Genomic DNA, 21424 nt, shown 5'->3' with positions numbered 1-21424 from the left:
CGAAGGCGGTCAGTGAGAGTGCGTCGAGCGGGTCCAGGCCTGACGTGCGGCGATCAGCAGTCCCAGCAGAATGAATCCACCAGGGGCCAGGGTGGCCAGGTGCAAGCCACCGTCGGCGGTCAGTACCCAGCCTTGCCAGCCCGCTTGCGCAGTGCCAGCCAGCCATGGCAGATGGCTGCCGAATGTTCCGTTGCCGATGAATTCGCGCAGCACGCCAAGGCCCGCCATCAACGCGCCGAACAGGCCACACAGGCGCAGGCGATCACGCCAGGCGCTCTGGAGAAAACCGGTGTGCTCCAGCACAACGCATTGCAAGGCAATCAATCCTGCATAGAACCCTACATGTTGGTGCCATTGCAGCGACCAGACTTGCGCGGCGAGCTCCGCGCAGCTGGTCAGCGTGGCCGCCAGCAAGACGCTGGCAAGCAAATGTGTCGCCGGGACAAGCCGGGATCGCAACGCGCCCATGCTCACTCCAAAGGCACTGATCACCACGATGAACATCAGCCACAAGCCCACAGCGGACACCAATGAGTCTGTGGCACCGATCAGCGGCGCAAGCATCAGTGAATTCTGCAGCGTCGATGACTTATTCATGAGCGCTGCTCCCGATCAACTGTTGCTGATGTTCGTCGAAGTAGCGCAACGCGTCATGGATGGCGTTGATGACCGCTCTCGAAGTAATGGTCGCCCCCGCCATTTGATCGAATTGCCCCTGATCCTTTTTCAAGGCCCAGCCATTGTCGGCAGGTTCTGTTCGGGACTTTCCGGAAAAAGCCTGAAGCCAGGCATTGGGCCAGTCAGCGAGTCGACCGCCCAGCCCCGGCGTTTCCGATTGCTTGAGCGTTTTGACGCCCAGCACCTTACCGTTTGCGCCGATAGCGATCAGCAATTCGATGGAACCCTCGTAGCCCAGGGTCTGGCTGCGCAGCAACACGGCGCTGGGTTGGCCAGTTTTGGTCGCCAGGTAGCCACCTAGCAGCGTGCTGTTGGCCAGCCCAGTATTTTCGAGGGCGAGTGGCTGTTCCAGCGGCTGATTGTCGTAGCTTTCAGTCGGGAGCAGGTCCAGCAGGTTACGACTGTCGATCAGGCGCTGTTCGGCCGCAATGCGCGGCGCGCTGGCGTGTTGCACGAGGTAAGTCGCGCCAATCCCCAGGCCTGCCAGCACCACCAGGATCACAACGCTCGACGCTCGGCTCATGGCGCACCCCGTTCCAGTCTGGAGGCGGCAAACCGCTCCAGCGCGGGCACACAGAGGTTCATCGACAGTACGGCGAAGGCGACGCCGTCCGGATAACCTCCCCAGGTACGAATCAGGTACGTCAGCAGCCCGACGCCCGCGCCGAACAGCAGTCGTGCGCCGGGGCTTTTTGCGCCGGACACCGGTTCGGTGACGATGAAGAATGCACCCAGCATGCTCGCGCCAGTGAACAGATGAAACAGCGGCGAACCATGGGAGTCGGAGCCCGAGCCGTTCCAGCACAGCAGGCTAATGATGAACAGGCTGGCGAGCATGCCGACCGGCGCATGCCAGCTGAACACCCGTCGTTGCAGCAGAAACGCGCCGCCCGCCAGAAAGGCCAGGTTGACCCATTCCATGCCTCGGCCGCCGAAGTGGCCGAACGCCGGGTTGATTGCAAACAGTTCGTCCATGGTCAAGCTTTTGTTGATCCGCAGGCTGTCCAGCGCCGTGGCCTGAACCCAAGCGTCTGGCGTCTGCCCGAGGCTGAACCCGATCACCTGCTGCAAACCGCCGATCAGGCCCAGCCCATGGGATGACGGCCAGTGGGTCATCTGTTGGGGAAAGGTCACCAGCACCAGGGCGAAGCCCACCATTGCCGGGTTGAACGGGTTCTTGCCAACGCCGCCATACAGGTGTTTGCCGAACACCATTGCGAACGCCGCGGCACAGACCGTCAGCCACCACGGGCAATAAGGCGGCAAGGCCAGCGCCAACAGCGTCGCGCTGACGAGCGCACTGCCGTCGCTCAAGGTCGGCTTCAGCGCAAGCTTGCGCAAGCGCAACACGGTCGCTTCAACGGCCAGTGCGGTAATACCCGTCAGAATCAGGTTGATCAACACGCCCCAACCATACAGCCAGAAAAACACCAGTATTCCCGGCACGGTGGCCAGCAATACCAGCTTCATGGCTTGCTGGAGGCGTTCGTCGACCGATTCAAGGGGCGGCATAGGCATCTACCTGACGCTCGGCTTCATTCACCGCGAGTTCCAGGGCTTCGATCTGCTCAATCGGCGCTTCGTTGGCTTGAGCTTTCTTGAGTTCGGCGCGGCGCATGGCCAACTGGATCTTTGCCCGATTCAGCTGCGCATTTTTTGCCGGAACGACGGGGGCCGCGGCTGGCGGTGCAGTACTTTCCAGCTTCTCCAAAGCCTGTTCGGCCGCCTCGAACTGCTGTTGCAGGACGATCAGTTGCGACTGCTGTTCGAAGGTCGGCGGATGCCCGAACGCCTTGAGTGACTTGTTCAATTGCGCCCGACTCATCGCCAGATCGATCTTGGCCTTTTTCAGCGCCGTATCCGCATTTGCGGCCTTCTGTGTACGGACTCGCTCAAGAGCGGCCTGAACCGGGTCGAGCGTCGCCACCTCGCTTTGCTGCACGGCGCGCTGGGCGCGGGCCTGACGTTCGGCGATTTTCTGTTGTTCTTCGCGATGCAGGCGAGCGTTGCGCTGTTCAAATCGGCGTCGCGCGTGATTGCGCTTGGCCGCTCTGGCGCGTTGTTCCTCAAGGCTGAACGCCAGGCCGCCGACAATCGGCAGCACCGTGTCCAGCGGCAACGGCCGCATTTCGATGCAATCCACCGGGCAGGGCGCTACGCACAGGTCACAACCGGTGCATTCATCGAGGATCACCGTGTGCATTAATTTCGCCGCGCCGACAATGGCATCCACCGGGCAGGCCTGGATGCACTTGGTGCAACCAATGCACTCGGCCTCACGAATGTAGGCGATTTGCGCCGGGGCCGAACCGCGACTGACGTCCAGTTCCAGCACCGGGACTTTCAACAGCTCGGCCAGGGCCGCGATAGTTTCGCTGCCGCCCGGTGGGCATTTGTTGATCGGTTCGCCGCTGGCAATGCCTTCGGCGTACGGTTTGCATCCGGGGTGGCCACACTTGCCGCATTGGGTCTGCGGCAAGAGGGCGTCGATGCGTTGAATCAGACTCATGTTTTGATCAGTCCGCTGAATCCGAGAAAGGCCACTGCAATCAATCCGGCGCCGATCAGGTCGATGGGCAGGCCGCGAAAGGGCAGGGGGATATCATTTTCGATTGTGCGTTGGCGCAAGTCGCTGAACAGGCTCAATACCAGCCAGAAGCCCAGGCCGGCACCCAGGCTCAGGGCCATGGCGTGGAAGAAGCCTTTGTCGTCCTGAGCATTGAGCAGCGTCAGGCCGAGTACGCCGGCGTTGCCAAGCAGCAGGGGCCAGAGGCCATCGAACGCAAGCTTTGGAAGTAACCGGGAAAGCACTTTCAGCAGCGGGCCAATCAGCAGAACGCTTAATGGCAGGAAGACGAAAAGTCGCAGCGACGTCAGCTCCAGCGGCACCAGCATCCAACGGTAGGCCGAGTAGCCCACTATGCCGACGATCAACATCAAGCAAGCCGTCGCAAGGCCTAGCGCGTGGACTTGCCGATGTTCGTCGCCCAGCAGCGGATCGACGCCCAGCGGCCAGTGCAACACGAGGTTGTTGATCAGGGCAGTGCTGATAAGCGTAAGAACAATTTCGGTCATGATCGTGCCGGCAAGAACGGGGCTTTTTAACGGAGCGGTCTAAAAAGCTTAGGCATTATCCGGCAAGGACGGAGGGTGGGCCAGACATGAAAATCCCACAGTCGCGCCAGGCACGACTGTGGGATCGGTTTACCGCAGAGCCTTACTTGATGCGCTGACCTGGCTTGGCGCCGCTGTCAGGGCTGAGCAGGTAGATTTCTTCACCGCCAGGGCCGGCGGCCATCACCATGCCTTCGGAGATGCCGAACTTCATTTTCCGTGGCTTGAGGTTGGCGATCATCATGGTCAGACGACCATTGAGCTTGGACGGATCCGGATAAGCGCTCTTGATCCCGGAGAACACGTTGCGTTGCTCGTCACCGATGTCCAGGGTCAGGCGCAGCAGTTTGTCGGCACCTTCCACATGTTCGGCCTTGAGGATCAGGGCGACGCGCAGGTCGACAGCGGCAAAGGCATCGAACTCGATTTCCGGCGACAGCGGATCTTTGGCCAGTTCGCCATTACCGGCAGGTGCAGCGTCGCCGGTGTCGGTAGCGCTGGCGGTCAGGTCTTCTTTCGAGGCGTCGCTCATGGCTTGCACTTTTACCGGGTCGATGCGGGTCATCAACGGTTTGAACTCGTTCAGCTGGTGGTTGCTGAGCAAGGTGGCGTGGTCGTTCCAGGTCAGCGGCGCGACGTTGAGGAACGCCTCGGCATCGGCGGTCAGCAACGGCAGCACCGGCTTGAGGAAGATCACCAGTTGGCGGAACAGGTTGACGCCCAGGGCGCAGATGGCCTGGACTTCGTCCTGCTTGCCTTCCTGTTTGTTCAGCGACCACGGTGCCTTGTCGGCGATCCAGGCATTGGCACGGTCGGCCAGGCCCATGATTTCGCGCATGGCACGGGCGAAGTCGCGAGCCTCGTAGGCCTCGGCAATGCTCGGCGCTGCGGCGAGGAACGCTTCGGTCAGTTCCGGCGCGGCATTGCCCGCCACCAGTACACCGGCGTTGCCTTTATGGATGAAACCGGCGCAACGGCTGGCGATGTTGACGACTTTGCCGACCAGGTCAGAGTTGACCTTCTGCACGAAGTCTTCGAGGTTCAGGTCCAGGTCATCGACGCCACGGCTCAGCTTCGCCGCGTAGTAGTAGCGCAGGTATTCCGGCGACAGGTGGTCGAGATAGGTCCGGGCCTTGATGAAGGTACCGCGGGATTTGGACATTTTCTGACCGTTGACGGTCAGGTAGCCGTGCACGTTGATGCCGGTCGGTTTACGGAAACCGGCGCCTTCGAGCATGGCTGGCCAGAACAGGGCGTGGAAGTTGACGATGTCCTTGCCGATGAAATGGTACAGCTCGGCGGTGGAATCCTTGCCCCAGAACGCGTCGAAATCCAATTCCGGCGTGCGGTCGCAGAGGTTCTTGAAGCTGGCCATGTAGCCGATCGGCGCGTCCAGCCAGACATAGAAGTATTTGCCTGGCTCGTCAGGGATTTCGAAGCCGAAGTACGGCGCATCGCGGGAGATGTCCCACTGTTGCAGGCCAGCATCCAGCCATTCGGCGATTTTGTTCGCCACGGCTTCTTGCAGGGTACCGCTGCGGGTCCAGGCTTGCAGCATTTCCTGGAAGTCCGGCAGCTTGAAGAAGAAGTGCTGGGAATCCTTGAGCACCGGAGTGGCGCCAGAGATCGCCGACTTCGGATCCTTCAGGTCGGTCGGCGCGTAGGTCGCACCGCATTTTTCGCAGTTGTCGCCGTATTGGTCTTCGGTGCCGCATTTCGGGCAGGTGCCCTTGATGAAGCGGTCGGCCAGGAACATTTTCTTTTCCGGGTCGAAGTACTGAGTGATCGAACGCTGGGCGATGTGCCCGGCGTCGCGCAGCTTCAGGTAGATCTGGCTCGACAGCTCACGGTTTTCTTCGGCGTGAGTGGAGTGGAAGTTGTCGAAGTCCACCAGGAACTCGGCAAAGTCGGCGCTGTGTTCAGCCTGGACGTTGGCGATCAGTTGTTCCGGGGTGATGCCTTCCTTTTCCGCGCGCAGCATGATGGCCGAACCGTGGGCGTCGTCGGCGCAGACATAAATGCATTGATTGCCGCGGTGCTTCTGGAAGCGCACCCACATATCGGTCTGGATATATTCCAGCATGTGGCCAAGATGGATCGAACCATTGGCATAGGGCAGGGCGCTGGTGACGAGGATCTTGCGTGGCTCGGACATGGGGCTCGGCTACTTGATGAAACGGAGGTCGGCCACTATAAAGCGCCGGCGCATATTTTTCACCCCCGAGGCCAGTATCCACGGTCCATGTAGCAGCTGGCGAAGCCTGCGTTCGGCTGCGCAGCAGTCGTAAAACCAGACACCGCGGTGTTTCAAGTAGTCCGCGTTGCCCGGATTCACGACTGCTGCGCAGCCGAACGCAGGCTTCGCCAGCTGCTACAGGTAGCATTCGACCATGGGTTATTTGTCTCGTTTTGAAAGCATGCCGTCCGGACTATAGAACAGGTACGATACCCGCCTGATTTTCCAGTCTTGCTATCGGAGTTGCCCATGAGCGCCGTCAATCGCGCAGCGGTGGAAGCCGTCCTTCGCCAATACACCGACCCTTATCTGAACCAGGACCCGGTCAGCGCCGGGTGCGTACGCGGCATCGACATTCAGGGTGATCGCGTCAGCGTCCAGCTGGAGCTGGGTTACGCCGCCGGTCTGTTCAAGAGTGGCTGGGCGCAGTTGCTGCAAATGGCCATTGAAGGGCTGGATGGCGTGACCATCGCCCGCGTCGAGATCACCAGTGTCATTGCCGCGCACAAGGCTCAAGCGCAGATCCCGGGGCTCGCCAACGTCAAGAACGTGGTGGCCGTGGCGTCCGGCAAGGGCGGTGTGGGTAAATCCACCACTGCCGCCAACCTGGCCCTGGCCCTGGCCCGCGAAGGCGCCAAGGTCGGGATCCTCGACGCGGACATTTACGGACCGAGCCAGGGCATCATGTTTGGCATCCCCGAAGGCACCCGACCCAAGGTCAAGGATCAGAAGTGGTTCATTCCGATCGAGTCCCATGGTGTCGAAGTCATGTCCATGGCGTTCCTGACCGATGACAACACGCCGATGGTCTGGCGCGGGCCGATGGTTTCCGGCGCCTTGTTGCAACTCGTCACTCAAACCGCCTGGGGCGATCTGGATTACCTGGTCATCGACATGCCGCCAGGCACCGGCGACATCCAGCTGACCCTGGCGCAGAAAGTCCCGGTGGCCGGCGCGGTGATCGTTACCACGCCGCAAGATCTGGCATTGCTGGACGCACGCAAGGGCGTGGAGATGTTCCGCAAGGTCAACATCCCGGTGCTGGGCGTGGTGGAAAACATGGCCGTGCACATCTGCTCCAATTGCGGGCATGCCGAGCATCTGTTCGGTGAGGGCGGTGGTGTGAAGCTGGCCAACCAGTACGGCGTCGAGCTGCTGGCTTCGTTGCCGCTGGCGATGGCCATCCGCGAACAGGCCGATGGTGGCAAACCAACGGTGATCGCCGAGCCTGACAGCCCGATTGCGATGGTTTACCAGGAACTGGCCCGCCATGTCGGCGCGCGGATCGTGTTGCAGGAAGCGGTGTCGCCAGCGATGCCGAACATCACCATCAGCGACGATTGAAACCTTTCAGTTAACACTGGAACCTGTGGGAGCGAGCTTGCTCGCGATGACGGATTAACATTCAACAGATTTGTTGACTGGACTACCGCTATCGCGAGCAAGCTCGCTCCCACAGGGGTTTTTGGCAGGCTTTAAATCCGCAACCCGCCATCCAACTCCATAATCCGACCGTTGTAGTAGTCGTTCTCGAAAATGTACGCCGCCGAATGGGCGATCTCTTCAGGCGTGCCCATGCGCTTGAGCGGGATCACGGACGTTATCTTCTCCAGCGCCTCAGGCTTCATGCTCAGCGTCATTTCGGTTTCGATAAAGCCCGGTGCAATGGCTGCCACGCGAATGCCGTAGCGTGCCAATTCCTTGGCCCAGGTCACGGTCGCCGCGGCGACACCGGCCTTGGCGGCGGAGTAGTTGGTCTGGCCGGCGTTGCCAGCGCGGGAGATCGACGAGATATTAATGATCGCGCCGCTGTTGTTCAGCTCGATCATTTTGGCCGCGACTTCACGCGTGCACAGGAATACGCCGGTCAGGTTGACGTCGATGACCGACTGCCACTGGGCCAGGCTCATCTTGGTCATCTCTCCGTCCTTGACCTTGATCAGCAAGCCATCGCGCAGGATCCCGGCGTTGTTGATCAGGCCATGGAGCGCGCCGAAGTCTTCGGCCACCTGGGCGACCATGTGCGTCACTTGCTCTTCATTGGCGACATTGCACAGATAAGAGCGAGCCTCGACGCCTTTAGCCTTGCAAGCGGCGACGGCGTCGTCGAGCTTTTCCTGGTTCAGGTCCACCAGCGCCAGCTTCGCGCCTTTACCGGCCAAATACTCGGCCATCGAGCGGCCTAAACCCTGGCAACCGCCAGTGATAATGATTACTTTGTCAGTGAGTTGCATTCGCATGCCCCAATAGCAGGTCAGAGGGAGTGGTTTCCTTTTAGAGAGTAGCCTCTCGATCTGCACCTGATACGGCCTGGTTGCACATGAGAACTGCCCCGATGGCGGACTGGAACTTATCCTCAGGCGCCTGTCCGTTTTTTTGACGGATTCTATATAAGGAGTCATAAATTGAGCGTTGAAGCGGCCAAGAATGCACGAGAATTGCTTCTCAAGGAATACCGTGGAGTGCTCTCGACGCACTCCAAGGCGATGCCCGGTTTCCCGTTTGGCTCCGTGGTTCCGTACTGTCTGGACGAACAGGGCTGGCCGCTGATCCTTATCAGCCGTATCGCCCAGCACACCCACAACCTGCAGAAAGATCCAAAGTGCTCGCTGTTTGTGGGCGAGCGCGGGGCCGAAGATGTGCAAGCCGTTGGTCGCCTGACCTACCTCGCCGAAGCAGAAAAGCTTGAGGACGAGGCCGCCATCGAAGCGGCGGCTGAGCGTTACTACCGCTATTTCCCGGATTCGCAGAGCTACCACAAGGCCCACGATTTCGATTTCTGGGTGCTCAAACCGGTACGTCATCGCTACATCGGCGGTTTCGGTGCGATTCACTGGGTCGATCAACTGACCCTGGCCAACCCGTTCGCCGGAAAAGCCGAAGCGAGCATGGTCGAGCACATGAATGCCGATCACGCCAAAGCCATCGCCCACTACGTCGAACTGGCGGGCCTGCCGAAAACCGAGCCGGCGCAACTGGCGGGTATCGACACCGAAGGCATGCACCTGCGCATTGGCCAAGGGGTCTATTGGTTACCGTTTCAAGCGCCGTGTAATACGCCGACACAAGTGCGCGAAGCCTTGGTTTTCCTGGCTCACGCCGAACATTGGCCGAAAAATGAAGTGGCCGACGCTTGAATTCACGAATCGGCGACGTCATCTAGGGAAGACTGGCAAGGCATTCTTGCGTTGAGGAACCATTTGATGCGCCCTTTTTTATTGCTCTTTGTACTGTTTCCGGTGTTGGAGCTGTTCGTATTCGTCAAGGTAAGCGGGGCGATCGGGTTTTTCCCGGCCCTGCTGCTGGTCATTCTCGGCTCGATGCTCGGCGTGTTCGTGCTGCGTATCGCTGGTCTGGCAACCGCATTGCGTGCTCGTGAAAGCCTGAACCGCGGCGAGTTGCCGGCCCAGACCATGCTCGAAGGTTTGATGCTGGCATTGGCGGGTGGTCTGTTGATCCTGCCGGGTTTCGTCACTGACGTGCTGGGTCTGATCATGTTGCTGCCGATCTCTCGTCGACTGTTGGCCAATAAAATGCGCCAGCGTGCCGAAGAGGCGGCAATCCGTCAGCGTGCGTTCGCCGACGACCTTCAGCCACGTGGCGGTCCTGTTCCGCGCGAGCCGCTGGGCCGTGAGCCCAACGTGATCGAAGGCGAATTCGAACACCGCGATACCAAGTAAACCGCAACACCGGCACGGCACCTTCGGGTGCCGTGTTCGTTTGGGGGGCAGCAACCTGAAAAAATTTGCTTACTCGCCCTTGTAATAAGCTTATGCGCCCTTATGTAACGGTCACCGCAAGGTTTCTGGCGATTACGCCAGACAGACTTCCGCGGTTCGCTCGACGAACCGCACCCGGCACCGCCGGATTTGTTAAACCCGCCGGGAATACACCGGCCGATGAAAACCACAATTAGGAGAGATCGACAATGAAGCTTCGTCCTCTGCATGACCGCGTCGTTATCCGTCGCAGCGAAGAAGAAAAGAAAACCGCTGGCGGTATCGTCCTGCCAGGTTCGGCTGCTGAGAAGCCAAACCAGGGTGAAGTCCTCGCTGTAGGCCCAGGCAAAGTGCTGGACAACGGTGAAGTGCGTGCACTGTCCGTGAAAGTGGGCGACAAGGTTGTGTTCGGCCCGTACTCCGGCAGCAACACTGTGAAAGTCGACGGCGAAGACCTGGTAGTAATGGCTGAGAACGAGATTCTCGCTGTTGTCGAAGGCTGATTCCCCGCTCATTTTCCCGCTACTACAAAGTATTTAAGGAATATCGATCATGGCTGCTAAAGAAGTTAAATTCGGCGATTCCGCCCGCAAGAAAATGCTCGCCGGTGTCAACGTCCTGGCTGACGCAGTAAAAGCGACCCTGGGCCCTAAAGGCCGTAACGTGATCATCGAGAAGAGCTTCGGCGCTCCGACCATCACCAAGGACGGCGTGTCGGTTGCAAAAGAAATCGAGCTGAAAGATCGCTTCGAAAACATGGGCGCGCAGCTGGTCAAAGACGTTGCCTCCCGTGCCAACGATGACGCAGGCGACGGCACCACCACCGCTACCGTTCTGGCTCAATCGATCGTCAACGAAGGCCTGAAAGCCGTCGCTGCCGGCATGAACCCGATGGACCTGAAGCGCGGTATCGACAAAGCGACCATCGCTATCGTCAAAGAGCTGAAAGCCCTGTCCAAGCCTTGCGCTGACACCAAGGCAATCGCTCAGGTCGGCACCATCTCGGCCAACTCCGACAGCTCCATCGGCGACATCATTGCCGAAGCCATGGAAAAAGTCGGTAAAGAAGGCGTGATCACCGTTGAAGAAGGCTCGGGCCTGGAAAACGAACTGTCGGTTGTTGAAGGCATGCAGTTCGACCGTGGCTACCTGTCCCCGTACTTCGTCAACAAGCCAGAGACCATGACTGCCGAGCTGGACGGTCCGCTGATCCTGCTGGTCGACAAAAAGATCTCGAACATCCGCGAAATGCTGCCAGTACTGGAAGCCGTTGCCAAAGCCGGCCGTCCACTGCTGATCGTGGCCGAAGACGTTGAAGGCGAAGCCCTGGCGACGCTGGTTGTGAACAACATGCGTGGCATCGTTAAAGTCGCAGCCGTCAAGGCTCCAGGCTTCGGCGACCGTCGCAAGGCCATGCTGCAGGACATCGCTGTTCTGACTGGCGGTACCGTTATCTCCGAAGAGATCGGTCTGAGCCTGGAAAGCACTACCCTGGAACACCTGGGTAATGCCAAGCGCGTGATCCTGTCCAAAGAAAACACCACCGTGATCGACGGTGCCGGCGTTGAGGCTGACATCCAGGCTCGCGTTCTGCAGATCCGTCAGCAAGTGGCCGACACTTCGTCCGACTACGACCGTGAAAAACTGCAAGAGCGTCTGGCCAAACTGTCCGGCGGCGTTGCAGTGATCAAGGTTGGCGCTGGTTCCGAAGTTGAAATGAAAGAGAAGAAAGCCCGCGTTGAAGACGCCCTGCACGCTACCCGTGCAGCCGTTGAAGAAGGCGTGGTACCTGGCGGCGGCGTGGCACTGGTTCGCGCTCTGCAGGCAATCTCCGAGCTGAAAGGCGACAACGATGACCAGAACGTTGGCATCCAGTTGCTGCGTCGCGCTGTTGAAGCGCCACTGCGCCAGATCGTTGCCAACTCCGGTGACGAGCCAAGCGTAGTTGTCGACAAGGTCAAGCAGGGTTCGGGTAACTACGGTTACAACGCTGCTACCGGCGAATACGGCGACATGATCGAAATGGGTATCCTGGACCCGGCTAAAGTGACTCGTTCGGCTCTGCAAGCGGCTTCGTCGATTGCCAGCCTGATGATCACCACCGAAGCCATGATCGCTGAGATCAAGGAAGACGGTCCAGCTGGCGGCGGCATGCCAGACATGGGCGGTATGGGCGGCATGGGCGGCATGATGTAAGCCAGCCTTACCCCGTACATAAAAACCCCGCCGGTGATAAGCCGGCGGGGTTTTTTATTGCCCATATTTCGGGGTTTCACATCGATCCATTGTAGGAGCGAGCCTGCTCGCGAAGGGGCCGTATCAGTCAACATCATCAGTGACTGAAACACCGCCATCGCGAGCAGGCTCGCTCCCACATTTTTGATCTGTGTTTCAGGCGCTGACCGGTTCTGCTTTGGACTCTCGCTCAGCCTTCGAGGCCGGCCGATAAAGGATGTAGTAATACGCCCCCAGGCAAATCAGCCAGCAGAAAATCGCCGTCCACACGTTGTGCGAAAAGAAGTGCGCGCCCTGCATCATCCGGCCGATGGAAAACACCGTGCCCAACGCGAAAGCGAACACCAACGCCTTGCGCGCCAGACGCGGACGACGGTCACGCAGGACAAAGAACAGCGCAAACAGTGTGAAACCGGTTGCCGCATGACCGCCGGGCCAGCAACGGCCAGGCTTATCGGTGTGCGGGCGAGGGCTGAGCAGTTCGCTGTAGGTTTCGTGACCGCCGAACTGCTCAAGGCTCCACGGGCATTGAACGGCCGTCACCGCTTTGACTGGCGTGACAAAGGAGGTTGCCAGCGCCAGAGACAGCACCAGGCAGCCCAGTTCCCGTTTGATCGGTTTGAGACTGTCCATGAAAAAGGAGGCGATGAAACCGAAGATGGCCAACACTGAGAAGGCGATGACCACCTGCTTGGCGCGGTCATGCAGGATGTTTTCGAGGAAGTAACTGTGTCGTCCGATGAAATCCCCCGCGACCGGGTCATAGAACAGCTTGGCGAGGTCCATATCCAGGGACGTCAGTTCGAGCAGCACCAGAACGATCGCCGCGATGGCGGGAACGCCCAGGCATACCCAGAAATTCAGCGGGCGAGAGGCGGGGCGGGCAGTAGTCGAAACCATGGCAGTTCCTTGGTCGGTGAAATGTTCTGAAAACGCAGCGGCGCGGAGTTTGAGCCTGATGCTGTTGTCAGCGTGTGAATCGATAGTGAAAAAGTCGTTGAAGCCGCCCCGGGTTTATGGGGGGGAATTACAACTGCACGCAGTCCTAGCCCTCAGCCACACTTGGCCTTAAGCTGCGCGGGCCAAGACGGCCGTTACTGTGTACGCAGGAGATACCCATGCGAATTCTATTGGTTGAAGACAACCGCGATATCCTGGCCAATCTGGCCGATTACCTGGGGCTCAAAGGTTATACCGTGGATTGCGCGCAGGACGGCTTGTCAGGCTTGCACCTGGCGGCCACCGAGCATTACGACTTGATCGTACTCGACATCATGTTGCCTGGCATCGACGGTTACACCCTGTGCAAACGTCTGCGTGAAGACGCGCGCCGCGACACGCCGGTGATCATGCTCACCGCTCGCGATCAATTGGACGACCGGCTGCAAGGCTTCAAATCCGGTGCCGATGATTACCTGATCAAACCCTTTGCCCTGTCTGAATTGGCGGCGCGCATCGAGGCGGTCATGCGTCGCACCCAGGGTGGCGGTCGCCGTACTTTACAGGTCGGCGATCTGAACTACGACCTCGACACCCTGGAAGTCACCCGCGAAGGTCGTCTGCTCAAACTCAACCCGGTGGGCCTGAAGTTGCTGGCCGTGTTGATGCAGAAAAGTCCTCATGTGCTGCGTCGGGAAATTCTCGAAGAGGCGCTGTGGGGCGATGACTGCCCGGACAGCGACAGCCTGCGCAGCCACGTCCATCAATTGCGCCAGGTGATCGACAAGCCGTTCGCCAAACCGTTGCTGCAAACCGTGCACGGTGTGGGTTACCGCTTGGCCGAGGGCCGTGATGGAGTTTAAGCAGAGCCTTGCTCAACGGATCATCATTGCCTTTGCGCTGATGAGCGCATTGGTGGCAGGGGCCTTCGCCATGGGCATTGTGGCGACCGTGCACCTGGTGGAAGAAAAACTGATTTCGGCAGGTCTGGGGGGCGATTTACAACGGCTGTTGCTGATGGACAGCGTGTCGGACTGGAGCCATCGTCCCGAGCCGGACCAGCTGTTCTATTTCAGTGGCGGGCCGGGCGATTTTCAGTTGCCCAAGGATTTACGCCATCTGGAGCCGGGTTTTCACGAAGTGTTTCGTGAGCAGCTGTCGTACCACGCGATGGTCGAAGTCGTCGACGGCCGGCATTATGTGCTGTTGCAGGATCAGAGCGATTTCGAAGAGCGTGAACGGGTGCTGTTTGCCGTGGTGCTGGTGGGCTTCGTTCTGAGTCTGGCATTGGCGGTGTTTCTCGGCTGGATACTGGCGCGCAAAGTGATGGCGCCCGTGGTGCGACTGGCCCGCCAGGTCCGTCACCGTGACCAATTGTTAGGTCTGGCACCACCCTTGGCACCGGATTACGCCGCTGATGAGGTGGGCGAGTTGGCCGTGGCCTTCGACGCCACCCTCGGGCGCTTGCGCCAGGCGTTGACCCGCGAGCGTTTGTTCACCAGTGACGTCAGCCACGAGTTGCGCACGCCATTGATGGTGCTGGCCAGTTCCTGCGAGCTGCTGCTGGAAAACCCTGGCATCGATCAGCGTGGACGTGCTCAGGTAGAGCGAATCGCCCGCGCCTGTGAAGAGATGCGCGAGCTGGTGCAAACCTTTCTGATGTTGGCCCGCGCACAACGTGAAGACGCCAGCATGTCGCCCCAGCAGACCCTGAACCAGGTCGCCGATGGACTGCTCAATCTGTGGCGCGAGCCGATCGAGGCCAAGGGGCTGGCGCTGATCTTTGAACCGGGCAATCCGGTAAACACCTGCTTCAACGCAACCCTTCTGCACGCGGTCATGGGCAACCTGCTGCGTAATGCGCTGCATTACACCGAGCGCGGGTTTATTCGCCTGACGCTGACAGCCACCGGCTTCATCGTCGAAGACAGTGGCGTGGGTATTCCCGAAGAAAAACGCGAGGCGATGTTCGAGCCGTTCGTGCGGGGCAGCGAGAAACGCGGCGAAGGCCTGGGGCTGGGACTTTCGCTGGTGCAACGGATCTGCGAAAACCAGGGTTGGAGCGTCAGCCTGACGAACATGGAGCCCAACGGCTGTCGCTTTCAGGTGGAGTTGTGTTTGTCGGATGTGAGCTGATCGCTCGCAACGGCCCAGAGCCTTGGTTGCCGCGCTGTAAAACCTCGAAATAATTCGGGATTTTACATGACGTTTTTTTCACAGCGGCATGACCTGCCGCTGACACGGCGCTATCTACCATAGGTGCCGTCAGCAGCTCAGGAAACCTTGATGATGGACGGCCCGATCAAACTGGATTTTTCCGAAAAATACGACGATCAACACGCTCAACGATACCTGCGCAAACACCAGGATGGCCTTGGCCGCCGTCTGTCCCACTGGCGTGACGAGCAACTGGCGCGCAAGGCGTTGGCACTGGCCGGCGAGCCCGGGCTGATCCTCGATTTACCCTGCGGAGCAGGGCGCTTTTGGCCATTGCTGGCGGAAAAAACCAATCGTGCGATCATTGGGGCTGACAACTCCGAGTCCATGCTGAGGATTGCCATGCAGGCGCAACCTGCCGAGGTGGTGAAACGGGTACAACCCTTGCACACTTCTGCATTCGACATCGCCTTGCCTGATAACGCCGTCGACACCATTTTCTGCATGCGTTTGCTCCATCACATCGGTGAAGCCGAGCATCGACTGGCTATTTTGCGCGAGTTCGAGCGAGTCACTCGCGACAGCGTGATCCTTTCTTTGTGGGTGGACGGCAATTTCAAAGCGTGGAAACGCAAGCGGCTTGAGAGAACCCGTGGGCATGTAGGTTACCAAAATCGATTTGTGTTACCGGCTGCTACGGTTGAAAAGGAATTCGAACAGGCGGGTTTTCTTATTCAGGAACAACTGGACTTTTTACCGCTCTATGCCATGTGGCGGGTCTACGTATTACGCAAGAGGTAACAGAATGGCAGTGCAATGTGCAGCAGAAACGGAAGTCGCTCCCCAGGACCGCTTCGATTATTTTTGGAATCAGCGCGGTGAATGGGTAGAAGAACCCAACGCCCGTCGCGGTGGCGAAAGCGGTGTGCAGCGCGTCGTGAGCGGCAATGGACAGCTGCTGTACGTTAAACGTCAATCCGGGCATATCCATCGCAGCTTGCTGCACCCGTTCGGTCGGCCGACGGTGTTGCGCGAGCGCGATGCGCTCATCGGCCTGAACCTGCTCGACGTTCGCGTTCCGGAAATCGTTTTCTGCGGTGCACAGCGCGATCCGGTGCATAAATGGCGCGCATTGCTGATCACCAAGGCGCTGGACGGCTTCGAGGAAATCGACCATTGGTACGCTGGCGGCGGTCGCGAGCATCATGGTGAGGCTGTGCATGATCGAGTGTTGAAGGAACTGGCCGAGAACCTGGCCCGGATGCACAAGGGCCGCTGGCAGCACAGCTGCCTTTATGCCAAGCACGTATTCGTGCGCGTCACCGGTGAAGGCGAGGCTGCCAACGTTGAAGTGGCCTTGATTGATCTGGAGAAATGTCGGCAGCGTTTGACCGCCCGGCAAGCGGCTACTCATGACATGAAGCAACTGCGTCGCCACTCGTCGTTCAGCACGACAGACTGGCAGAAACTCGTCTACCTTTATAAGACGGCGTTTGGCAGCGCTATCAAGGGCTTATAGCAATGAAACTCGAAATTGCACGAGGTGTATTTTTAATAGGAGCCTTGGCAGTTGCTTCACTAGCGGTGGCGGCTTGGGAGCAGCCCCGCACGCAAGTCCTCAGTTCAGTGAACGGCGACGCACACTGTCCATTGCCCCGGGTTGCGAAGGCATCCGTGGCAACCCAACCCGATCATGATTTATTGCTGTTCATGTTCGGCCTTTCTCAAGGATTGAGGCCACAGAGTTGAACAGATTGAAGCCCAAATAAAAGGCCTCGCTAATGCGAGGCCTTTTTTATGGCCGAATTTCGAGCCTTACACCGTCCATGTGGGAGCGAGCTTGGTCCGGGCGGCGTTCCGACGATGACGGTGGCACATTCAGCGATGAGGTGACTTTTACACCGCTATCGTCGGAACGCCGCCCGGACCAAGCTCGCTCCCACAGGTTATGTGTGTTCTTTAGGTTTATCGGGTTTTGCCAAAAGTGTGTACACACACGGCAGCACAAACAACGTAAACAACGTCCCGATCGACATCCCCGTGGCGATTACCGTGCCGATGTCGAACCGGCTGACGGCGCCCGCCCCCGTGGCGATGATCAACGGCACCATGCCGAACACCATCGCAGCAGTGGTCATCAACACCGGACGCAGACGAATGGCCGCCGCTTCCTCCACGGCCTCGCGCGGCGTCAGGCCTTTGTCCTTACGTAACTGGTTGGCGAATTCGACGATCAGGATTCCGTGTTTGCTGATCAGCCCGATCAACGTCACCAGGCCGACCTGGGTGTAGATGTTCATGCTCGACCAGCCCAGGAACAGCGGGATCAGCGCACCACAGATCGACAAGGGTACGGTCACCAGAATCACCAGCGGATCGCGAAAGCTTTCGAACTGGGCGGCCAGTACCAGGAAAATGATCGCGAGCGCCAGGGCGAAGGTGACCCACAGCGCACTGCCTTCCTGGACGTATTGTCGGGATGCGCCGGCATAGTCGAAGGCATAACCCACCGGCGCCTCTTCCCGAGCGATCTGGCGCACGGTATCGATGGCTTCACCCATGCTGACCAGCGGCACCCCGGACAGGATGGCCGAGTTGAGTTGCTGGAACTGATTCAACTGCCGTGGACGCGCCCGGTCGGTCACGGTGATCAGGGTCGACAGGGCCAGCAGTTCGCCTTGGGTGTTCTTGACGTAATAATTGTTCAGCCAGTCGGGGTTATCCCGGAAGGGCCGTTCGACCTGCGCGATGACTTTGTAGCTGCGACCTTCAATGGTGAAACGGTTGATCTCCGCCTCACCCAGCAATGTCGCGAGCGTCCCGCCCAGGTCCTGCATGGAAACACCCATCTGCGCAGCCTTGGCGCGATCGATATCCACCACCACTTCAGGTTTGTCGAACGCCAGGTCGAGGTCGACGAAGGCGAACTTGCCGGACTCCGCTGCCCGCTTTTTCACTCGGTCGGTCACTTGCAGCAGCGACTCGTAATCGTTGGCGGAGTTGATGACGAACTGAAACGGCAGCCCCTCGCCGGTGCCGGGCAGGGAAGGCAGGTTGAAGCCGAAGATCTGCAGCCCGGAAATGCTCTCCAGTTTGCTCTGCACCTCGGGCAGGATTTGCATCTGAGTGCGGCTGCGCTCGTTCCACGGCTTGAGCAGGAAGCCGCCGATCCCCGATTGCACGCCGTTGAAGCCATTGATCTGGAACGACGAGTAGTACTCTGGAAACGTCTTGAAGATCGTGACGAACTCGTCGGTGTAGGTGCTCAGGTAGTCGAGGTTGGCCGGTTGCGGGGCGTTGGCCATCATGAAAATGACGCCCTGGTCCTCGTCGGGCGCCAGTTCCGACTTGGTGAACGTGAGCAGCACCGGAATCAGGCACAGCACGATCACCGCGAACACCAGCACCACCGGCCGGGTGTTGAGGGTGCCGTGGAGCATGCTTTGGTAACGGCGCTTGAGGCCTTCGAAAATCAGGTCCAGGCGATGGGCAAGGCCGCTGGGGTTTTCGTCGTGACGCAGCAGGAAGGCGCACATCATTGGCGACAGGGTCAGGGCGACGATGCCGGAGATCACCACCGCGCCAGCCAGGGTCAGGGCGAACTCCTTGAACAGCGCCCCCGTGAGCCCCGTCAGGAAGCCGATCGGCGCATAGACCGCCGCCAGGGTGATGGTCATCGAGACCACCGGCATGGCGATTTCCCGGGCGCCTTCGATGGCCGCATCCAGCGGCGTCTTGCCTTCTTCGATGTGCCGGTGGATGTTTTCCACCACCACGATGGCGTCGTCCACCACCAGGCCGATGGCCAATACCATCGCCAGCAATGTCAGCAGATTGATCGAGTAGCCCATCATCTGCATGAAGAACATCACGCCGATCATCGACAGCGGGATAGTGACCACCGGGATCACCACCGAACGCAGCGCGCCGAGGAACAGGAACACCACCACGATGACGATCAGCACCGCTTCGAACAATGTTTTGATCACCTCGTTGATCGAGGCCTGGATGAACAGCGTGGCGTCGTAGGCGATTTCACCTTTGAGGTTCGGCGGCAGCTGGGCTTCCAGCTCCGGCATGATCTTGCGCACTTCCCTGATCACGTCCAGCGGGTTGGCGCCGGGCGTGGCCTTGATGCCGATGTACACCGAAGGGGTGCCGCCGAAGGAACTGATCGAATTGTAGTTTTCCGCACCCATTTCAACCCGCGCCACATCGCTGAGCAGCACGCGACTGTCGCCCTCGACCTTGAGCGGAATCGCGGCAAAGGCTTCGGCGGACTTGAGCTCGGTGTTGGCATTGATGCTGGTGACGACGTACTCGCCTTTCACTTCACCGGCGGCGGAGAGGAAGTTGTATTTGCGCACGGCATCGGTCACGTCGCTGGCACTCAGGCCGAAACCGGCGAGCTTGACCGGGTCCAGCCACAGACGCATGGCGAACACCTGGTTGCCGAGAATCTCGGCTTCGGCCATGCCCGGCAGGGTCGCCAGTTTTGGCTGGATGACCCGTGACAGGTAGTCGGTAATTTGCGGGTTGCTCAGCTCCTTGCTGAAGAAGCTGATGTACATCAGCGCCGAGGCGTCGGCGGCTTCCTTGCTCAGTACCGGGTCTTCGGCGTCCTGAGGCAGCTGGTTCTTCACCTCGTTGGCTTTGGCCAGCAGTTCGGTGAACAAGCGGTCGCTGTTGGAGCCGATGCGCGCGTAGATCGAGATCACCGAGAAGTTCTGGCGACTGACCGACGTCATGTAGTCGATGCCTTCGGCGCTCGCCAGACTTTGTTGCATTGGTTGGGTGATGTAGCCCTGAATGGTTTCGGCGTTGGCCCCGGGATAAGCGGTGGTCACCGTGATCAGGGCGTTTTCCATTTGTGGGTATTGGCGCAGCGGCAACTTGCTCCAGGCCTGGAAGCCCAGCAGCACAATCAACAGGCTGACCACGGTGGCGAGCACCGGGCGGCGGATGAACGGGTCGGTAAAAGCCATGGGGATTCCTTGATCAGTCCGCGCGCGGCGGGCTGTTCTTCTCGGCTAAGGTCTTGTCGTCGCTGATCGCAATGTGTGCGCCGTTGTCCAGTTTGATCTGACCGGCCGTGACCACTTTTTCGCCATTCTGCACGCCTTTGGTGATCATCACCTGCCCGTCACGGCGCTCGCCGGTTTCGATGAAACGCCGTTCGGCGATCAGGATCGGTTGGCCCTTGTCGTCTTTTTCCAGGCTGCCGTCTTCGGTTTTTTTCTGCGCGACGACATAGAGCGAGTTGCCGTACAGCGTGTAAGTGATCGCACTTTCCGGCACGACGATGCGCGGCTGCGGGTCGGGCAACAACACTTGCAGGCTGGCGAACATCCCCGGCAGCAGTTTGCCGTCGGGATTGGCCAGGGTTGCGCGGACCTGAACGTTGCGCGTGCTGTTTTCGACTTTCGGGTTGATCGCGCTGATGGTGCCGGGGAAGGTTTGTGTCGGGTAGGCCGCGACCACGATCTGCACCGGTTGGCCGAGGGCGATCTTCGGCACCGACTGCTCGGGCACGAAGAAGTCTACATAGAGGCTGCTGAGGTCTTGCAGGGTGGCAATCATGGTGCCGCTGGCGAGATAGTCACCGATGTCCACCTGACGAATGCCGATGGTCCCGCTGAACGGTGCGAGCAAGCGTTTTTTGGCCAGCGCCGCCTTGAGCTGATTGACCGTGGCCCGGCTCTTTTGCAACACCGCCGAGAGCCGGTCGAATTCGCCTTTGGAGATGGCCTGGCTGCCCACCAATTGGCTGCCGCGACCGTAATTGAGCTGCGCCAGACCCAAGTCGGCCTGAGCGGTTTCGAGCAGGGCGGTTTCTACCACGCTATCAAGTTGCAGCAGCGGTTGGCCGACCTTGACCTTCTGCCCTGACTCGAACCGCAAATCGATGACGGTGCCGTCGGTCTCCAGGCTCAGGTCCACGCCTTGCAGCGCCTTGAGCGTGCCGACGGTGGGCAGGCGGGCTTGCCACGGCCGTTCGGTGGCCGTGGCCACGGCGACACTGATCGCGGGTTTCGGCACAGCAAAGCCCTGAATCATCGTATAGATGGAGAAGGCTTTGTAACCGCCCAGGACCAGCACGATCAGCAAAACAACACCCAACATGATCAGCATGCGGCGACGCAGCATATTTCCACTTCCTTGGAGAAAATCAGGTGACACAGTCGGGCACATTACTCCGAGTCAGAGGGGGTTTCCAACTGGCAGAACTTACAGGCGGGCCTGCATGTCTGCGCGGACGGGATGGGACACAAACCTGTGGCGAGGGAGCTTGCTCCCGCTGGACTGCGTAGCAGTCCCTTTTTTTAGGTTCTTCACGGAATCCCGG

General features: G+C 59.5%; 20 protein-coding genes. 10 read left to right on the top strand and 10 right to left on the bottom strand.

The annotated features are described in order from the left end of the window. Positions 1–9: 9 nt before the first annotated feature. From VD17_RS20335 to metG, 6 genes are all read right to left on the bottom strand, one after another. Complete coding sequence (locus VD17_RS20335; protein WP_046055358.1) at positions 10–597, bottom strand: Rnf-Nqr domain containing protein; 588 nt, start codon at positions 595–597, stop codon at positions 10–12. Further along, positions 590–1201: an RnfABCDGE type electron transport complex subunit G gene (locus tag VD17_RS20330; RefSeq protein ID WP_046055357.1), complete on the bottom strand. Its 612-nt coding sequence runs from the start codon at positions 1199–1201 to the stop codon at positions 590–592. Before VD17_RS20330 ends, VD17_RS20335 begins: the two co-directional genes overlap by 8 nt. After that, positions 1198–2190: an RnfABCDGE type electron transport complex subunit D gene (locus VD17_RS20325; protein ID WP_046055356.1), complete on the bottom strand. Its 993-nt coding sequence runs from the start codon at positions 2188–2190 to the stop codon at positions 1198–1200. The genes VD17_RS20330 and VD17_RS20325 overlap by 4 nt, the downstream gene beginning before the upstream one ends. After that, the gene (rsxB, locus tag VD17_RS20320; RefSeq protein ID WP_046055355.1) at positions 2177–3187 is read right to left on the bottom strand and encodes an electron transport complex subunit RsxB; all 1011 of its coding nucleotides are present in this window, start codon (positions 3185–3187) and stop codon (positions 2177–2179) included. The genes VD17_RS20325 and rsxB overlap by 14 nt, the downstream gene beginning before the upstream one ends. Next, a complete protein-coding gene (locus tag VD17_RS20315) occupies positions 3184–3753 on the bottom strand; it encodes an electron transport complex protein RnfA (protein WP_046055354.1) in 570 nt (189 codons plus the stop codon). The genes rsxB and VD17_RS20315 overlap by 4 nt, the downstream gene beginning before the upstream one ends. A gap of 142 nt (positions 3754–3895) precedes the next feature. Beyond that, positions 3896–5947: a methionine--tRNA ligase gene (metG, locus tag VD17_RS20310; RefSeq protein ID WP_046055353.1), complete on the bottom strand. Its 2052-nt coding sequence runs from the start codon at positions 5945–5947 to the stop codon at positions 3896–3898. A gap of 330 nt (positions 5948–6277) precedes the next feature. On the opposite strand from metG, the gene apbC reads away from it, so the two are divergent. Next, the gene (gene apbC / locus VD17_RS20305) at positions 6278–7372 is read left to right on the top strand and encodes an iron-sulfur cluster carrier protein ApbC (RefSeq protein ID WP_046055352.1); all 1095 of its coding nucleotides are present in this window, start codon (positions 6278–6280) and stop codon (positions 7370–7372) included. Positions 7373–7503: 131 nt separating this feature from the next. Here apbC and VD17_RS20300 read toward each other — a convergent pair whose 3' ends face one another. Continuing rightward, the gene (locus VD17_RS20300) at positions 7504–8262 is read right to left on the bottom strand and encodes an SDR family oxidoreductase (RefSeq protein ID WP_046055351.1); all 759 of its coding nucleotides are present in this window, start codon (positions 8260–8262) and stop codon (positions 7504–7506) included. A 171-nt stretch (positions 8263–8433) separates the two neighbouring features. On the opposite strand from VD17_RS20300, the gene VD17_RS20295 reads away from it, so the two are divergent. The 4 genes from VD17_RS20295 (at position 8434) to groL (ending at position 11943) form a co-directional block, all read left to right on the top strand. Then, complete coding sequence (locus VD17_RS20295; RefSeq protein ID WP_046055350.1) at positions 8434–9165, top strand: HugZ family pyridoxamine 5'-phosphate oxidase; 732 nt, start codon at positions 8434–8436, stop codon at positions 9163–9165. A gap of 66 nt (positions 9166–9231) precedes the next feature. Next, entirely contained in the window at positions 9232–9708 is a 477-nt protein-coding gene (locus VD17_RS20290) for an FxsA family protein (RefSeq protein WP_046055349.1), read from the top strand. A 248-nt stretch (positions 9709–9956) separates the two neighbouring features. After that, positions 9957–10250, top strand: a complete 294-nt coding sequence (locus VD17_RS20285; RefSeq protein ID WP_033057492.1) for a co-chaperone GroES — start codon at positions 9957–9959, stop codon at positions 10248–10250. Between the two features lie 49 nt (positions 10251–10299). After that, the gene (groL, locus tag VD17_RS20280; protein WP_008155543.1) at positions 10300–11943 is read left to right on the top strand and encodes a chaperonin GroEL; all 1644 of its coding nucleotides are present in this window, start codon (positions 10300–10302) and stop codon (positions 11941–11943) included. A 195-nt stretch (positions 11944–12138) separates the two neighbouring features. Here the strand turns inward: groL and VD17_RS20275 are convergent, their stop codons facing one another. Then, a complete protein-coding gene (locus VD17_RS20275; protein ID WP_046055348.1) occupies positions 12139–12882 on the bottom strand; it encodes a phosphatase PAP2 family protein in 744 nt (247 codons plus the stop codon). 218 nt (positions 12883–13100) lie between these two features. On the opposite strand from VD17_RS20275, the gene colR reads away from it, so the two are divergent. The 5 genes from colR (at position 13101) to VD17_RS31750 (ending at position 16827) form a co-directional block, all read left to right on the top strand. Further along, a complete protein-coding gene (colR, locus tag VD17_RS20270; RefSeq protein WP_008155536.1) occupies positions 13101–13784 on the top strand; it encodes a two-component system response regulator ColR in 684 nt (227 codons plus the stop codon). Beyond that, complete coding sequence (locus VD17_RS20265) at positions 13774–15057, top strand: sensor histidine kinase (protein WP_046055347.1); 1284 nt, start codon at positions 13774–13776, stop codon at positions 15055–15057. The genes colR and VD17_RS20265 overlap by 11 nt, the downstream gene beginning before the upstream one ends. A 153-nt stretch (positions 15058–15210) precedes the next feature. Further along, entirely contained in the window at positions 15211–15879 is a 669-nt protein-coding gene (locus VD17_RS20260; protein WP_046055461.1) for a class I SAM-dependent methyltransferase, read from the top strand. A 4-nt stretch (positions 15880–15883) separates the two neighbouring features. Further along, the gene (locus VD17_RS20255) at positions 15884–16597 is read left to right on the top strand and encodes a lipopolysaccharide kinase InaA family protein (RefSeq protein ID WP_046055346.1); all 714 of its coding nucleotides are present in this window, start codon (positions 15884–15886) and stop codon (positions 16595–16597) included. 2 nt (positions 16598–16599) lie between these two features. Next, a complete protein-coding gene (locus tag VD17_RS31750) occupies positions 16600–16827 on the top strand; it encodes a hypothetical protein (RefSeq protein ID WP_080932046.1) in 228 nt (75 codons plus the stop codon). Between the two features lie 197 nt (positions 16828–17024). On the opposite strand, the gene VD17_RS20250 is transcribed toward VD17_RS31750, so the two are convergent. Together VD17_RS20250 and VD17_RS20245 are read right to left on the bottom strand one after the other, a co-directional pair. Continuing rightward, positions 17025–20063, bottom strand: a complete 3039-nt coding sequence (locus VD17_RS20250; RefSeq protein ID WP_046055345.1) for a multidrug efflux RND transporter permease subunit — start codon at positions 20061–20063, stop codon at positions 17025–17027. 13 nt (positions 20064–20076) lie between these two features. Next, positions 20077–21225: an efflux RND transporter periplasmic adaptor subunit gene (locus VD17_RS20245; protein WP_046055344.1), complete on the bottom strand. Its 1149-nt coding sequence runs from the start codon at positions 21223–21225 to the stop codon at positions 20077–20079. Between the last annotated feature and the right edge of the window lie 199 nt (positions 21226–21424).

This window comes from Pseudomonas fluorescens, assembly GCF_000968015.1.
Lineage (GTDB): Bacteria > Pseudomonadota > Gammaproteobacteria > Pseudomonadales > Pseudomonadaceae > Aquipseudomonas > Aquipseudomonas fluorescens_W.
Note: the sequence above shows the minus strand (reverse complement) of the source record. Positions and strands in the feature narration are given on the sequence as shown.

Excerpts from the sequence above, each read along its gene's own strand:
- VD17_RS20275 (WP_046055348.1), bottom strand. The coding sequence starts at position 12,882 with ATGGTTTCGACTACTGCCCGCCCCGCCTCTCGCCCGCTGAATTTCTGG.
- VD17_RS20255 (WP_046055346.1), top strand. The coding sequence starts at position 15,884 with ATGGCAGTGCAATGTGCAGCAGAAACGGAAGTCGCTCCCCAGGACCGC.
- rsxB (WP_046055355.1), bottom strand. The coding sequence starts at position 3,187 with ATGAGTCTGATTCAACGCATCGACGCCCTCTTGCCGCAGACCCAATGC.
- VD17_RS20250 (WP_046055345.1), bottom strand. The coding sequence starts at position 20,063 with ATGGCTTTTACCGACCCGTTCATCCGCCGCCCGGTGCTCGCCACCGTG.
- VD17_RS20265 (WP_046055347.1), top strand. The coding sequence starts at position 13,774 with ATGGAGTTTAAGCAGAGCCTTGCTCAACGGATCATCATTGCCTTTGCG.
- apbC (WP_046055352.1), top strand. The coding sequence starts at position 6,278 with ATGAGCGCCGTCAATCGCGCAGCGGTGGAAGCCGTCCTTCGCCAATAC.
- metG (WP_046055353.1), bottom strand. The coding sequence starts at position 5,947 with ATGTCCGAGCCACGCAAGATCCTCGTCACCAGCGCCCTGCCCTATGCC.
- VD17_RS20290 (WP_046055349.1), top strand. The coding sequence starts at position 9,232 with ATGCGCCCTTTTTTATTGCTCTTTGTACTGTTTCCGGTGTTGGAGCTG.
- colR (WP_008155536.1), top strand. The coding sequence starts at position 13,101 with ATGCGAATTCTATTGGTTGAAGACAACCGCGATATCCTGGCCAATCTG.
- groL (WP_008155543.1), top strand. The coding sequence starts at position 10,300 with ATGGCTGCTAAAGAAGTTAAATTCGGCGATTCCGCCCGCAAGAAAATG.
- VD17_RS20245 (WP_046055344.1), bottom strand. The coding sequence starts at position 21,225 with ATGCTGCGTCGCCGCATGCTGATCATGTTGGGTGTTGTTTTGCTGATC.
- VD17_RS20315 (WP_046055354.1), bottom strand. The coding sequence starts at position 3,753 with ATGACCGAAATTGTTCTTACGCTTATCAGCACTGCCCTGATCAACAAC.
- VD17_RS20335 (WP_046055358.1), bottom strand. The coding sequence starts at position 597 with ATGAATAAGTCATCGACGCTGCAGAATTCACTGATGCTTGCGCCGCTG.
- VD17_RS31750 (WP_080932046.1), top strand. The coding sequence starts at position 16,600 with ATGAAACTCGAAATTGCACGAGGTGTATTTTTAATAGGAGCCTTGGCA.
- VD17_RS20285 (WP_033057492.1), top strand. The coding sequence starts at position 9,957 with ATGAAGCTTCGTCCTCTGCATGACCGCGTCGTTATCCGTCGCAGCGAA.
- VD17_RS20300 (WP_046055351.1), bottom strand. The coding sequence starts at position 8,262 with ATGCAACTCACTGACAAAGTAATCATTATCACTGGCGGTTGCCAGGGT.
- VD17_RS20330 (WP_046055357.1), bottom strand. The coding sequence starts at position 1,201 with ATGAGCCGAGCGTCGAGCGTTGTGATCCTGGTGGTGCTGGCAGGCCTG.
- VD17_RS20325 (WP_046055356.1), bottom strand. The coding sequence starts at position 2,190 with ATGCCGCCCCTTGAATCGGTCGACGAACGCCTCCAGCAAGCCATGAAG.
- VD17_RS20260 (WP_046055461.1), top strand. The coding sequence starts at position 15,211 with ATGGACGGCCCGATCAAACTGGATTTTTCCGAAAAATACGACGATCAA.